The sequence below is a fragment of the uncultured Corynebacterium sp. genome (genome assembly GCF_945649885.1).
Lineage (GTDB): Bacteria > Actinomycetota > Actinomycetes > Mycobacteriales > Mycobacteriaceae > Corynebacterium.
Map to the genome: position 1 here is coordinate 1 of NZ_CALZFS010000062.1, position 15,218 is coordinate 15,218.

General features: G+C 57.9%; 12 protein-coding genes and 1 pseudogene. All 13 read left to right on the forward strand.

Annotated features, from left to right (window positions below):
• The first annotated feature begins 258 nt into the window (after positions 1-258).
• A complete protein-coding gene (murG, locus tag Q0M74_RS08150) occupies positions 259-1,347 on the forward strand; it encodes an undecaprenyldiphospho-muramoylpentapeptide beta-N-acetylglucosaminyltransferase (protein WP_293953266.1) in 1,089 nt (362 codons plus the stop codon).
• Positions 1,348-1,398: 51 nt separating this feature from the next.
• Positions 1,399-2,856, forward strand: a complete 1,458-nt coding sequence (gene murC, locus Q0M74_RS08155; protein ID WP_293953268.1) for a UDP-N-acetylmuramate--L-alanine ligase — start codon at positions 1,399-1,401, stop codon at positions 2,854-2,856.
• 11 nt (positions 2,857-2,867) lie between these two features.
• A complete protein-coding gene (locus tag Q0M74_RS08160) occupies positions 2,868-3,536 on the forward strand; it encodes a cell division protein FtsQ/DivIB (RefSeq protein ID WP_293953269.1) in 669 nt (222 codons plus the stop codon).
• A gap of 231 nt (positions 3,537-3,767) precedes the next feature.
• The gene (gene ftsZ, locus Q0M74_RS08165) at positions 3,768-5,042 is read left to right on the forward strand and encodes a cell division protein FtsZ (protein ID WP_293953270.1); all 1,275 of its coding nucleotides are present in this window, start codon (positions 3,768-3,770) and stop codon (positions 5,040-5,042) included.
• A 25-nt stretch (positions 5,043-5,067) separates the two neighbouring features.
• On the forward strand, positions 5,068-5,820 hold the full coding sequence (gene pgeF / locus Q0M74_RS08170; protein ID WP_293953272.1) for a peptidoglycan editing factor PgeF: 753 nt from the start codon (positions 5,068-5,070) through the stop codon (positions 5,818-5,820).
• A 2-nt stretch (positions 5,821-5,822) separates the two neighbouring features.
• A complete protein-coding gene (locus Q0M74_RS08175) occupies positions 5,823-6,527 on the forward strand; it encodes a YggS family pyridoxal phosphate-dependent enzyme (RefSeq protein WP_293953274.1) in 705 nt (234 codons plus the stop codon).
• A 76-nt stretch (positions 6,528-6,603) separates the two neighbouring features.
• Positions 6,604-7,059 carry a cell division protein SepF gene (locus tag Q0M74_RS08180; RefSeq protein WP_293953276.1) on the forward strand — a complete coding sequence of 152 codons (456 nt, stop codon included), beginning with the start codon at positions 6,604-6,606 and terminating at the stop codon, positions 7,057-7,059.
• 285 nt (positions 7,060-7,344) lie between these two features.
• On the forward strand, positions 7,345-7,635 hold the full coding sequence (locus Q0M74_RS08185) for a YggT family protein (protein WP_293953278.1): 291 nt from the start codon (positions 7,345-7,347) through the stop codon (positions 7,633-7,635).
• A 512-nt stretch (positions 7,636-8,147) separates the two neighbouring features.
• Positions 8,148-9,206, forward strand: a complete 1,059-nt coding sequence (locus Q0M74_RS08190) for a DivIVA domain-containing protein (protein WP_293953280.1) — start codon at positions 8,148-8,150, stop codon at positions 9,204-9,206.
• 775 nt (positions 9,207-9,981) lie between these two features.
• Positions 9,982-13,146: an isoleucine--tRNA ligase gene (gene ileS, locus Q0M74_RS08195; protein ID WP_293953282.1), complete on the forward strand. Its 3,165-nt coding sequence runs from the start codon at positions 9,982-9,984 to the stop codon at positions 13,144-13,146.
• A gap of 83 nt (positions 13,147-13,229) precedes the next feature.
• Entirely contained in the window at positions 13,230-13,841 is a 612-nt protein-coding gene (locus tag Q0M74_RS08200) for a HEAT repeat domain-containing protein (protein ID WP_293953284.1), read from the forward strand.
• 4 nt (positions 13,842-13,845) lie between these two features.
• On the forward strand, positions 13,846-14,829 hold the full coding sequence (locus tag Q0M74_RS08205; protein WP_293953286.1) for a MerR family transcriptional regulator: 984 nt from the start codon (positions 13,846-13,848) through the stop codon (positions 14,827-14,829).
• A gap of 34 nt (positions 14,830-14,863) precedes the next feature.
• Positions 14,864-15,218, forward strand: a pseudogene (locus Q0M74_RS08210) (EamA family transporter); the annotation flags it as partial.

The window sequence follows — 15,218 nt, forward strand, 5'->3', positions numbered from 1 at the left end:
GTGTCCGTGGCGGTGCACAATCCCCGTCTGCCCGGACTGGTAGCGTCAGAAGCCAGGAAAGCCGTCGATCCAGGGAAGAGATCCGCCGTGGGGGAGCAACCGGCAGAAGCATAACTGGAAGAGGAACCACCGGGAGAAACACATCCGGCAGGGGCCAGTCCAGAAGAAATGACCCCCGCCGGGGTGGTACCGGTCGTGGATGAGAGAGAGACCGTGACCGCAGATAGTACTTTTCACAGGTAGGAGAGGAACCCCGAAATGAGTTTGTCAAACACACCCTTGTCAGTGGTGGTTGCAGGCGGTGGCACCGCCGGCCACGTAGAGCCTGCGCTGGCTGTGGCTGAGGCACTCCGCGACAAATACGGAGCCACTGTGACAGCCCTGGGCACTGCCCGTGGTCTGGAGACGACACTGGTACCGGACCGCGGTTTCCCACTGCGACTGATTGAGCCGGTTCCAGTTCCTCGTAAACCCAGCCTTGAACTGCTGAGACTTCCACTCCGGGTGATCAAATCCATCCGACAGACCAGGCAGATCCTCATTGACACCGGTGCACAAGCGGTAGCAGGTTTCGGTGGTTATGTGTCAGCACCTGCCTACCTGGCTGCCCGAACCCTAGGCTTGCCCTTCTTTGTTCATGAGGCCAATGCCCGTGCCGGCATGGCTAATAAACTGGGTGTGAAATTGGGTGGCACGGGATTGAATGCCGTTGCTGATTCCGGCATGCCCGGTGATGTCGTGGGTATTCCCATCAGACAGGGGCTTGGTGGCGACCGCGATGCACAGGCCGCAGACCGTGCCCGCAGCCAGTGGAACCTGGATGAAGACCGCACCACGATCTTTGTCACCGGTGGATCCCAGGGTGCAGCCAGCCTGAACAATGCACTAGCCGGAGCACTCGATGACCTGCTCAAAGACGGCTACCAGGTCCTTCATGCGGTGGGGAAGCGCAATGACCTTCCCGAGGCGCGGCCTGGATATGTTCCGCTGCATTTCATCGAGGATATGCAGGCGGCCTACAGCGTTGCCGATCTGATCATCTGCCGGTCCGGTGCCATGACCGTGGCCGAGGTGACAGCCTCAGGAATTCCAGCGATCTATGTTCCCCTGCCGCATGGCAATGGTGAACAGGCACTCAACGCCAGTGCCGTCATCGCTGCCGGGGCAGCCCGCATGGTGGAAGATACCGATCTGACCCCGGAGAGGTTTGTGTCCGAGGTCCGTGAAGTCCTACAGAACACCTCCACCTATGACAGCATGATCCAAGCTGCACGCACATCCTCGGTGGGTAACGCCGCAAGCGTGGTCGCTGATCTCATCGTGGCTGCAACCACAGTCCAGAAATAACATCCACTTCATTCACCACCCCTAATTTCATGAAAGACGAGGAATGACCAGGTGACCATCACCAACCCCTCCAACGCAGCCGCCATCGACTTGTCCAGGGTCCACCTCATCGGTATCGGCGGCGCAGGCATGTCCGGTGTCGCAAGAATCTTGTTGGCACGGGGCAAAACCGTCACCGGTTCTGATGCCAAGGACTCACGCACGCTGTTACCACTGCGTGCAGTGGGTGCCAGGATTGCGGTTGGCCATGCAGCTGAAAACCTGGAACTATCCGGTGAGCTCCCCACCGTTGTAGTGACCTCCTTTGCTGCGATCCCCCAAGACAACCCGGAACTGGCCAGGGCCAGGGAAGAAGGCATCCCGGTCATCCGCCGTTCAGATCTCCTCGGTGAACTGCTGGAGGATCACCGTCAGATCCTCATCGCAGGAACCCATGGTAAAACCTCCACCACCTCGATGGCTGTGGTCTCCATGCAGGCTGCAAGCATGGATCCCAGCTTCGCCATCGGTGGCCAGCTGAATAAGGCCGGCACCAACGCGCATCAAGGAACCGGGGATGTCTTTATTGCGGAGGCTGATGAATCTGATGCCTCCCTCCTGCGTTATAAGCCGGAGATCGCCGTGGTGACCAACATTGAGCCGGATCACCTGGACTTCTTTAAAACTCACGATGCCTATTTCCAGGTGTTTGATGATTTCGCTGACCGCATCGTTGACGGTGGCACCCTCGTGGTCTGCCTTGATGATGACAATGCCGCAGCACTGGGCGAGCGCTCGGTTGCCAAGGGCATCAACGTGGTCGGCTACGGCACCGAACCTGCTGCTGCAGCCCACCCAACGGTGCCTGCCATGGCACGGATCCGCAGCTCCGCAGTGGTGCCTGAAGGCACCCGCGCACGCATTGACCTCGATGGCAGAGAAGTGGAGGTGACCCTCCAGATCCCAGGTGACCACATGGTGCTCAACGGAGCGGCCGCGCTGCTGTCCGGCTACCTCGTCGGTGGCGATCTGGACAGACTGGTGGACGGACTCAGCGACTTCTCGGGTGTGCGTCGACGTTTTGAACACCACGGAACCCTGGAAGGTGGTAGCTACAAGGGTGCGTCCGTCTATGACGATTACGCACACCACCCGACAGAGGTGGATGCGGTTGTCACCGCAGCCAGGGAGCGTGTGGATGCTGCTGGAGAGGGGCATGTGATCGTGGCTTTCCAGCCCCACCTGTATTCCAGAACCTTGGAATTCACCAAGGAATTTGCAGCGGCACTGTCCCTGGCGGATTCTGCGGTGGTCCTGGATATCTTCGGGGCACGGGAAACCCCCGTGGAAGGCGTGACCTCCCGTGTCATCACTGAGGAAATGACCATCCCGGTCATCTATGAACCCAATTTCACTGCGGTTCCTGAGCGCATTGCAGAGATCGCCGGCCCCGGCGACATCATTCTCACCATGGGGGCGGGTTCTGTCACCATGCTGGCTCCGGAGATCCTCGCCCGGTTGCAGGGATAAAGAGGCCTGTGATGTCCAAGAAAATCATCGCCCTGGTGGTCGCTGCGGTGATCAGCGTGGTGCTGATCCTCGGGGCCGTGTCCTGGTTTGTGCCGATCTTCAAGGTGGAATCTGTGGAGATCATCGGCGCAACCCGCACGGACACCGAGCAGGCACAGGAACTTTCCGGTATTAACCAGGGAGATAACTTCCTGCGCATTGATGCTACCCAGGCAGCGCGTGCCATTGCGGATATGCCCTGGGTCAGTTCAGTCACGGTCAACCGCACCTTCCCCTCCACAGTTGAGATTGAACTGGCTGAGAGGGAGGCGGCGGTGTTCGTCAAACGTGATGACGGTGACCATGTCATCGACACCGAGGGGTTGCCGATCATCATCGGAACACCCCCGTTTGGGACAGTGGAGATCACCGGAACCAGCGAGGATGACCCGGATGTTCTCCCGGCTGCGATCGAAGTGATCAATGCGATCACGGACTATAAACCTGAACTGAAGGAGCAGATCGCCACTATTGATGCTCCTGACCGCTTTGACATCCTGTTAAAGCTCACTGACGGCAGAGAAATCTACTGGGGTTCCTCTGAAAATAGCCACGACAAAGCTGTAGCACTGTCCACCGTGATCAAGCGGGAAGGTCAGGAGTGGAACATCAGCTCACCGTCAATGGTGACAGTCCGCTAAAGTGGATTGCTGGAGTGTTTTCGCACTACAACAACCCTAAAGTTGAGGTTGAGGGTAGCGACACGCCGCCATGAATGTCCGACATATATGAGTGGTTTTCACTCATTATGGAGGACAGTCGGTATTCGGCTGGGGATTATCCAACGGGTTCCCTCGGACGAAGGCCAAGGAAAATTTAGTTAAAAACTGTGACTTATGCGCACCAACTCTTCGAAAGGCGAGACATACACAATGACCTCACCGAACAACTACCTCGCCAAGATTAAGGTCGTCGGCGTCGGCGGCGGCGGAGTCAACGCCGTTAACCGCATGATTGAAGAAGGCCTCAAAGGCGTGGAGTTCATCGCGGTGAACACCGACTCGCAGGCCCTGATGTTCTCTGATGCAGATGTAAAGCTGGATATCGGACGCGAGGCAACCCGTGGTCTTGGTGCCGGGGCCAACCCTGAGGTCGGACGCACCTCTGCGGAAGACCACAAGAACGAGATCGAAGAGACCATCAAGGGCGCCGACATGGTGTTCGTCACCGCCGGTGAGGGTGGTGGCACCGGTACAGGTGCCGCTCCTGTTGTTGCTGGGATCGCCAAGAAGATGGGTGCACTGACCATCGGTGTCGTGACCAAGCCCTTCGAATTCGAAGGTCGTCGGCGTACCCGCCAGGCTGAAGAGGGAATTGAGGCACTCAAGGAAGTCTGTGACACCCTCATCGTCATCCCGAATGACCGCCTTCTTGAACTCGGTGATGCCAACCTTTCCATGATGGAGGCCTTCCGTGCCGCCGATGAGGTTCTGCACAACGGTGTGCAGGGTATAACCAACCTCATCACCATCCCGGGTGTGATCAACGTGGACTTCGCGGACGTGCGTTCAGTCATGTCCGAAGCCGGCTCCGCCCTCATGGGTGTCGGTTCTTCCCGCGGTGACAACCGCGTGGTCACCGCCACTGAGCAGGCAATAAACTCCCCACTTCTGGAAGCCACCATGGACGGCGCCACCGGCGTTCTACTGTCGTTTGCCGGCGGATCCGACCTCGGCCTCATGGAAGTCAACCAGGCTGCATCCATGGTCCGTGAGCGTTCCGACGAAGACGTCAACCTCATCTTCGGTACCATCATCGATGACAACCTGGGCGATGAAGTACGCGTCACCGTCATTGCCACTGGCTTTGATGCAGCACGTGCCAGCGCTTCCAAGGAGCGTCGCTCTGTTGATGCCGGTGGCACTGCACCACAGCAGGAATCCGCACCAGCTCCAGCACCAAGCAGCCAGGATGCCACCCCGGCTCCGTCCAATGAGTCCATCTTCGGTGGTTCACGTGAGGCGGATCCATACGAGTCCCGCTCTGCAGGAGCCCGCCACCGCATCGATGACAGTCGCTCTGGTGGTCTGTTCACCCGTGGTGATGATCGTGATTACCGTCGGGACGAGCGCCGCGATGATCACCGTCGTGATGACCGCCGCGATGACGGAGACGACGATCTGGATGTGCCCAGCTTCCTCCGTTAAGCAATGGTGAATAGACTGGTTCCCCATGGACAGTCTTGACCCACGTACCCGCCCCGTCCGCAAGGTCTTCACGACCCGTGCAGGCGGGGTTTCGCTCTCCCCATTCGCCTCATTCAACCTGGGCGACCATGTTGGCGATGACCCAGAACATGTTGCCGCCAACCGCGCCCGCCTCGCCGATATCATTGGCCTGGACCCCCACCGTGTCATCTACATGGAGCAGATTCACTCCAACACGGTCACCGTGGTTGATGGCACCCTCAATGCTGGTGCTCCGATTGAGGCCACTGACGCGCTGGTGACCACTCAGAGGGAGTTGGCACTGGCGGTACTTGTAGCTGACTGCGTGCCGGTTCTGTTGTCAGATACCGAAGCTGGTGTGATCGCAGCAGTCCACGCGGGCCGCATGGGCGCCCGCAACGGCATTGTGAAGAAGGCCGTGGAGAAGATGGTGGAACTTGGCGCAACGCCTGCCAATATCCACGCGCTGATGGGCGCTGCAGCCTCAGGTAAGAACTATGAGGTGCCTGACAGCATGGCTCATGACGTCGAAGCCAAGCTTCCTGGTTCCATCGCCAGGACCTCCAAGGGCACCACCGGCCTGGATGTGCGTGCCGGTCTGCTGCGACAGCTGTTAAGCCTTGGTGTGCAGATGATTGATTCTGATCCCCGCTGCACCATCGAGGATGAGGACTTCTTCTCTTACCGCAGGGAGGGCACCACCGGCCGGCAGGCTGGTGTGGTGTGGCTACCAGCCTCCGGAGCAGGTGGCGCATAACCATGACCCGCAAAGAGGATTTACAGGACAGTCTGGCCAGGGTCAAGGAGCGTATCGACGCTGCGACCGCCGATGCCGGTCGCGCGCCTGACAGCGTGACACTGTTGCCAGTAACCAAATACCACCCGGTCGCTGACATCCGAGCCCTCCACGAACTGGGCATCACCGCAGTGGGCGAGAACCGCGAGCAGGAAGCCCGGGCGAAACAGTCAGACTTCCCAGCGATGGACTTCCACATGATCGGCCAGATCCAGACCAAGAAAGCCAACGCGGTGGCCCGCTGGGCATCCGCCGTCCACTCAGTGGACAGCGTACGACTGGCAGAAGCACTGGACAGAGGAGTGGGACTCGCCCTTGAGAGGGGAGATCGGAATTCAGGTGTGTTCCCCTGTTTCATTCAGCTCAGCCTGGATGGGGATACTGCACGAGGGGGGGTGTCCACCAGGGAGCTCATGCAGGTGGCGGAAGCCATCGAATCGGCAACACACCTGGATCTGGCTGGACTGATGTGTGTACCCCCGATCGGGTGGGAAACGGAAAAGTCATTTTCCCAGGCCAAGGGTGTTCTGGCAGGTATGGAACAATACTTTGACAGGACCTTGGAATTTTCTGCCGGTATGTCTGGAGATCTCGCGGAAGCAATCCGGCATGGCTCTACAATCGTGCGTGTCGGAACAGAAATACTTGGACCACGACCGCTACCGTAAGAATTCAAAGTTAGTGGGTGTGTAAACACCCCAGCTGCACATGAACTACAGACATTCCAGGTGAAGGGAAACTGCCATGTCAATGATGAAGAAGACCAAAGAGTTCTTCGGGCTCGCGCCATATGAGACCGAGCAGGACGAGGCATACTACGGCGAGGAAATGCGCTACGAGGGCTCTGCTGCGTACGCGCCTGACTACCGTGAACCGGAATATGGTTACGCCCGCCCACAGGCACCGGTGGCAACTCCACCAGCGCCACGGGTCTACCAGCCCACCATCGTCACCGTGAATCTGAACTCCTTTGAGGATGCTCAGGAAATTGGTGCCGCCTTCCGTGACGGTGACGGAGTCATCTTCGACATGTCCCGCCTGACCCGTGAAGAGGCACGCCGCATCGTCGACTTCGCTGCAGGACTGTGCTTTGCACTGCGTGGCAAGATGCAGAAGCTGGACAGCGACAACTTCGCCATCACCCCGGAAAACTCAAATATCTCCATTTCAGAACTCGAGCGCGCCGCACGCATCCGCTAGGTACTGATTTCCGCCTCTTTCAAAGAGGTGAAAATTTTTCAGCGGTTAACGGACAGCGTCGCCTGATTTTGTGACGTCCGGGACCCGAGTCATGTGCAGCGTGATCGGAATCCCCTTAAGGAACCCGCCATTCGTATTCGAGGTTGTTTTCTAACAGCACGAACACGGTGGCGGGTTTTGTGCCCTGCTCCCTGAGTGGAGAAAGCCCTGGGAAAGGGCACACCACCATCCTCCGGCCCCCTTCCTTGTACCTTCTGGGGCCAACTTCAGTTAGGCTGTTTTCTCGTGGGTAACATTGCATTATTGATCGCCTGGATCATCGACATTTATATGTTCGTGCTGATCGCACGCATCGTCATTGAGATGATTCAGTCATTTTCCCGATCCTTCTCACCGCCGAAGTGGTTCTACATCATCGCAGAACCTATCTTCGCGGTGACTGATCCGCCGGTAAAGCTACTGCGCAGGATCATTCCAACCATGCCGCTGGGCAATATCCGTCTGGATATCTCAGTGATCGTGCTGTTCTTCATCCTCTCCATCCTCAGGGCACTGGTGACACTGTTGCCTTTCTAGGGAGCTTCGCAGCGGCCACTGACCGCTGAAAACCTCCAGATACCGTCTGCGTGCGAACCCATCACTGGGCGGCGTTCACGCAGGCGGGTTTTTTTATCTAATCACCCCCTATCTGCACACCCGTTGAAGCCAGAGGTGCGAGATGGTTTTTCAGGGGCCTGTTGAAGTTGTCATTCAAGGTCGAGGGTTTTATCTGCGGAGGCGGAAGTAGCTTCACCAGTACCGGAATTACAGCGAAACAGCCATGCTAATGACATTTCTGTAACTGTTGGGGGTAGGGTATCCCCCGTTCGTGATTGTCTCCGGATGTTCATCTTCCCGATGGGGATGTGCAGTCTGCCGGTTGAAGAAACGGTGGTTACTTACGGCGCGTAACCCGATGAAAATTGGGTTGCTGGATACAATCGCGTGTGAAGGACAGTATGATAAATGGAAGTTCCAGTCGTGGGAGATTCCTGCGACTGAGTCCCGGCCCCGCCTGGGGCCACCGTTAAATCGAAGGGAATCCGCTAATGCCGTTGACTCCAGCTGATGTGCACAACGTCGCTTTCAGTAAGCCGCCGATCGGCAAGCGTGGCTACAACGAGGATGAGGTTGATCAGTTTCTGGATCTCGTTGAGGACACCCTCGCGCAGCTTCAGGAAGAAAACGATGACCTCAGCCAGCGCGTTGAGGAACTTGAGACCCAGCTGAAGGATGCTCCTTCTGCAGGTGCGGGTGCTGCCGGTGTAGGTACCGGTGCTGCTGCCAAGTCTGTCGATGAGTCTGCTCTGCGCAAGGAGATCGAGGACAAGCTCCGCGCTGAGTACAAGACCAAGCTTGAGGATGCCCAGAAGGCAACCATCAAGGCCCAGAATGATGCCAAGTCTGCTCAGGAGCAGGCACAGAAGGCACAGTCTGATGCTAAGTCTGCACGTGATGAGGCTGCCAAGGCGCAGTCCGCTGCGAAGTCTGACTCCAAGGCAAACTCCGCTACCGTCGCAGCTGCGGCAGCCGCACCAGTTGCCGCCAGCAGTGGAGCTACTGCTGATACCCACATTCAGGCAGCCAAGGTTCTCGGAATGGCACAGGAGATGGCTGATCGCCTGACCTCTGATGCCCAGGCTGAGTCCCGTTCCATGCTGGATGAGGCACGTGAGGCTGCTGAGAAGCAGATCTCCGAGGCCAACACCACATCCAACAAGACTCTTGAGGATGCCCGTCAGCGCGCTGAGAAGCAGATCGCTGAAGCAGACACCCGTGCTAAGAACCTTGTTGCTGAAGCAGAGAAGAAGTCCGCAACTACCATTGCAGACGCCACCTCCCGTGCAGAAGCTCAGATCCGTCAGGCTGAGGACAAGGCGAATGCGCTGCAGGCAGATGCAGAGCGCAAGCACACCGAAACCATGGCAGCGGTCAAGGAGCAGCAAAATGCCCTGGAGATCCGCATCGCAGAGCTGCAGACCTTCGAGCGCGAGTACCGCACCCGCCTGAAGTCCCTCCTCGAGGGCCAGCTGGAGGAACTCAACGCTCGTGGTTCTTCCGCACCTGCCAACAACACAGGCAAGTCTTCAGGTCAGCAGAACTCCTAAATTGTGATTGCAGGGGAAAGCTTGAGACAAGCTTTCCCCTGCAGTTAACTCCCTGATAACCCGGCTCCCCCGGGATCCGGTATGTTCCTTTCGGATCCCACAGGGGAGCATTGGTCTTTTCCACCTGTTTCTTTTATCCGAATTCTCCTCCCACTTTTCAGGAAGTCATGTTCATTGCCGCGTTGATCCTGTCGGTCCTTGGGTTTATTCTCCTAGTGGTCACAGTCATCTCTGATTCACATATTTGGACGTGGCTGCTGATGACCGTGGTTCTTACCGGGATCGTGTGTTTCGGTATTGATGAGTGGTACAACCGCCAACAGCGCAGATCCCGCCGGCATAAATAGGCAGGCCTTCGGCTGCCCAGGGGAGCACACGGTGGGAAGGGAGGCTCTGTGAGGTAAGACCCGCTCAGGGGGCAGGTGGAATTTTCCTGTTCTGGCCGGTCAACTTCAAAAATGTTTTTCCATGGTTGTGCGCTATACTTGGCCACAGTCGCTTTCCCTGAGCTTGGGGGAGGTGAAGGCAATGATCCGGCCATCACCGGGGAGTCTTTTCCGGAAGAACAGCTGCTTGTCTGCACAACGTGGTCAGAGCCGCTCAGTAGAACCGGACGGGTGGGACCGTGAAAGACCTTCTTCAAATCAAGTGGAATCAACCACCGCGGAAAATTTTCTCGGTGGTTGCTTCAAGCAGGGTGGTACCGCGTCTGTATCTGGGGCGTCCCCGCAGGATAATGAACAATTCTTGCGTGAAGGATAAGGAACCCACACTCATGACTGAAGCTGTTGGCGGAGTCTACCCACAGGTTGATCTAACCGGTGGATCATCTCGTTTCCCGGAGATGGAAGAAAACGTACTGAAATTCTGGCAGAAGGATGACACCTTCCAGGCCAGTATCGATCAGCGAGAAGGTGCTGAGGACTATGTCTTCTACGATGGTCCTCCTTTCGCCAATGGTCTGCCACACTACGGACACCTGCTGACCGGCTACGTCAAGGACATCGTTCCCCGTTACCAGACCATGCGTGGCTACCACGTTCCTCGTGTCTTCGGTTGGGACACCCACGGTCTGCCAGCAGAGCTGGAAGCCGAGAAGCAGCTGGGTATCAAGGATAAAGGCGAGATCGAGACCATGGGTCTTGCCAAGTTCAATGAGTACTGCGCCACCTCCGTTCTCCAGTACACCAAGGAATGGGAGGAATACGTCACCCGCCAGGCACGTTGGGTTGACTTCGAAAACGGCTACAAGACCATGGACCTGACCTACATGGAATCCGTGATCTGGGCGTTCAAGGAGCTTTACAAGAAGGGCCTGATCTACCAGGGCTTCCGCGTTCTTCCATATTCCTGGGCTGAGCACACCCCACTGTCCAACCAGGAAACCCGACTGGATGATTCCTACAAGCTGCGCCAGGATCCAACCCTGACTGTCACCATGCCGATCACCGGCAAGCGTGAGGGCACTGATGCAAATGCTGACCTCATCGGCGCCAACGCGATCGCTTGGACCACCACTCCGTGGACCCTTCCTTCCAACCTGGCGCTGGCTGTCCACCCAGATGTCACCTACGCACTGGTTGAGGTTGCAGAAGACGGCGAAGCCGGTTTCGTTGGTGCCAAGCTCCTGCTGGCCAAAGACCTGGTGTCTGCCTACGCCAAGGAATTGGGCACCGATGCTGTCATCGTCTCCGAGCACGCAGGTACCGAGCTCATCGGCCTGACCTACGAGCCGGTTTTTGACTACTTCCGTGATCATGAGAATGCCTTCCAGATCCTCGGCGCTGACTATGTCACCACCGAGGACGGCACCGGTATCGTCCACCAGGCACCAGCCTTTGGTGAAGAGGATATGTTTGTCTGTAATGCAGCAGACATCGCCCCGGTCATCCCGGTCGATATGGACGGTAAGTTCACCTCCCTGACCCCTGAGTACCAGGGCCAGCTGGTCTTTGATGCCAACAAGGACATCATCAAGGACCTCAAGGCTGCAGGCCGCGTTGTGCGCCACCAGACCATCGAGCACTCCTACCCACACTCCTGGCGTTCCGGCGAACCACTGATCTACATGGCTCTGCCATCCTGGTTCGTCAACGTTACTGAGATCCGTGACCGCATGGTTGAGGTCAACCAGGATATCGAATGGATGCCTGGCCACATCCGTGACGGCCAGTTTGGTAAGTGGCTGGAAGGTGCCCGTGACTGGAACATCTCCCGTTCCCGTTACTGGGGGTCCCCGATCCCGGCGTGGATTTCCGATGATGAGAACTACCCACGCGTGGATGTCTACGGTTCCCTGGATGAGCTGGAAGCTGACTTTGGTGTCCGCCCAACCTCACTGCACCGCCCCTACATCGATGAGCTGACCCGCCCGAACCCGGATGACCCAACCGGTAAGTCCACCATGCGCCGCGTCCCAGATGTCCTGGATGTTTGGTTCGACTCTGGCTCCATGCCTTTCGCTCAGGTTCACTACCCATTTGAGAACAAAGACTGGTTCGATACCCACGCACCAGCCGACTTCATTGTGGAGTACATCGGACAGACCCGTGGCTGGTTCTACCTGTTGCACGTGCTGTCCACCGCACTGTTTGACCGCCCAGCCTTCAAGAAGGTTGTCGCCCACGGCATCGTGCTCGGTGATGATGGACTGAAGATGTCTAAGTCCAAGGGCAACTACCCGAACGTCAACGAGGTCTTCGACCGTGATGGATCTGACGCTATGCGTTGGTTCCTTATGAGTTCCCCGATCCTGCGTGGCGGCAACCTGATTGTCACGGAGAAGGGCATCCGCGAGGGTGTTCGCCAGGCACAGCTGCCGATGTGGAACGCCTACTCTTTCCTCCAGCTGTACGCCTCCAAGAAGGCCACCTGGTCCGTGGACTCCACCGATGTGCTGGACCGCTACATCCTGGCCAAGCTCCATGACCTGGTTGCGGATGTCACCGCGGCACTTGATGCCACTGACATCGCCCGTGCCTGTGACCTGGTGCGTTGGTTCTGTGATGCCCTGACCAACTGGTACGTGCGTCGTTCCCGTGACCGTTTCTGGGAAGGCGATGAGGCACACCCTGAGGCCTTCAACACCCTCTACACCGTGCTGGAGACTCTCGCCCGCGTGGCAGCTCCACTGCTGCCGATGACCACCGAGGTCATCTGGCGTGGTCTGACCGGTGAGCGTTCCGTCCATCTGACCGACTTCCCATCTGCTGACAGCTTCCCGGCAGATGCTGAACTGGTCCGCACCATGGATGAGATCCGTGGCGTGTGCTCGGCTGCGTCCTCTATCCGTAAGTCCCACAAGCTGCGTAACCGTCTGCCACTGCCTGGCCTGACCGTTGCACTGCCTGACTCTGAGCGTCTGGGTGACTTCCTGTCCATCATCCGCGATGAGGTCAACGTCAAGAATGTTGAGCTGACCTCCGATGTGGATTCCGTGGGCACCTTCGAGGTTGTTGTCAACGCCAAGGTCGCAGGTCCACGTTTGGGCCGCGATGTCCAGCGTGTGATCAAGGCCGTGAAGTCCGGCAACTACACCCGCGAGGGCGATATTGTTGTGGCTGATGGTATTGAGCTGCAGGATGGCGAATACACCGAGCGTCTGGTGGCCGCTAACCCGGATTCCACTGCGCAGATCGATGATGTTGATGGCCTGGTTGTCCTGGATATGGAACTGACCCCTGAGCTTGAGGCTGAAGGCTGGGCTGCGGACGTCATCCGTGGACTGCAGGATGCCCGCAAGTCCTCCGGTTTTGAGGTCTCTGACCGCATCAGCGTGAAGCTGTCTGTCCCTGCTGAGAAGCGGGAATGGGCCAACCATCATGCTGAGCACATCGCCGGTGAAGTTCTTGCAACCTCCTTTGAGGTTGTTGAAGCTGATCTTGGTGCTGATGCCCATGAAGTTCTCAAGGATGTGACCGCAGAGGTTGCCAAGGCTTAAGCCTTGATTTTCAGATAGCCCTGCTGTGTCTGCAGCGGGGCTATCTTGACCTTGACACAGTGTCAGGTGGTGGGGTGGAAGATATGAACATCACACAGGCACTTTCCGCACCGAACTCATCGACCCGTCTGCGCGCAGCATTAGCTGCAGGGACTGATCCTGATCCTGAACACCTTGTTTCGCTCATGGAACGCTGCAGTGCGGAGACAGACTTCTTTGTCCGCGACATGCTCACCTGGGCGCTGACCAGACACCCGGAAAACAACACCTTGCCGCTCCTGGCGGCAGCGTTGTCGGATCCCAGCCCGCAGGCCCGCAGCCAGGCGTTGCATACCCTGTCTAAAATCAGCCACCCTGGAACCTGGGAGATGGTGAGCACGCAATTGCTTCACGACGCTACCCCCAGTGTCCGCACCGCCGCGTGGCGGCTCGCAGTGGTTGTCGTACCCGATGCGCAGCGTCGAGAATTGGCTGCTGAATTGGTGATGGAGTTGGGACGTGGTGATGAGGAGACACAACGCAGTCTCAGCCGGGCACTGGCAGCCCTGGAGGAGGAGACCATCCCATTGTTGATGGCGGTGGCCGCCCATACCCAGGCCACCCGGTCCTTCATGGATGATCCTGAGGGAAGTATCTCAGCTTACCTCCATGATGCCCGCAGGGTTGCTGCACTTGGCCAGTGGGCGCAGACTTAAACCCATGCGCATTGGAGAGATATCAGCCAGAACCGGGGTGAGCGCGAGGATGCTACGCCACTATGAATCCCTCGGTCTCCTTGTTCCTTCGGCACGCACCTCAGTCGGATACCGGGAATATGGGGAGCACGACCTGCGCCGGATCTTCCATATTGAAAGTCTGCGTTCCCTGGGGCTTGGGCTCAAAGAGGTGAAGCAGGCGCTTGAAGATCCAGCGTTTTCGGTTGAGGCTGTTCTCAATGAACTGATTGCGGATTCCAGGGAACGTCTGAAACAGGAAAGAGCACTGTTTGACCGCCTGGTAGCGGTGCGCGCAGCAGGAGCCACAGACTGGGATGAGGCATTGGTGATCACTGCCATGCTGCGTGACCTGCGTTCCCCTGATCCGGCGAGAAGACAAGCGAGTGCGCTCTCGCAAGAAGCTGGTATAGATCCCAAGGAGTTAGCCAGGGCAGCGTTGAAAGAGACAAACCCCAATGCAGCCGGTGCGTTGACCTGGGCGGTACTCCGGGCAGGGGAGAAAGCTGTGAACGAAGTTCTCCGGGGCCTGGAGGCAACAGATCTCGGTGTGCGTCGACAAGCAGTCCGCATCCTCACAGAGGCACCTGAGGTGCCGGTGCGCCACCTCCTCACTGCGTTACAGGATGAGGACCCGGAGATCAGGGCGTTGGTGGCACTGCCGCTTGGTCGCAGAGGCCAGCGGGAAGCCATGAGGGAATTGATGGATATGATCCTCACCGGTAGACATGATGTGGATGCCGCTGAGGTTCTTGCTGGGCAGGAAGACTGGGGAACAGAGGTCCTGCGCAGTTTGGAAGACTCCCTGCGTTGCCTGCCGAGCTCTGATCCCGCCCGGGCACGGATCACCCAGGCACTAGCGGAATTTGCTGGTTCCACCCCGCTGCTGACCACATTGATCAACGATGACACACCGCAAGTGGCGATGACGGCCAGAGCCATTCTGAGCACGCGCGGTATGTTGATGTGACTGGCACCTTCTCCGGTATCATCCGAGCGTGAGCATGTTTGGTCGTATCAAGTCTGGGAACAGTGCCCTGGCACCTCTTCTGATGGTCATCAACGGGCTGTCCTTGTACGCGGGAGCAGCCATTGCCGTCGGCTTGTTTGAGAACCTCCCACCCGTCCTGGTGGCCTGGCTGCGGATCTCCACTGCCGCGGTGATCCTGGTGGTGCTGTTTCGACCCCGGATGCGTGATTTCCTGGGAAGAACCGGCTTCAATGCTGCCGTGTACGGGATCTCCACCCTGGCCATGAACATGACCTTCTATGAAGCAATCGCCCGCCTGCCCATGGGTACCGCAGTGGCCATTGAGTTCCTCGGCCCCATCACGGTGGCCGCTCTGGGCAGCCGGACCC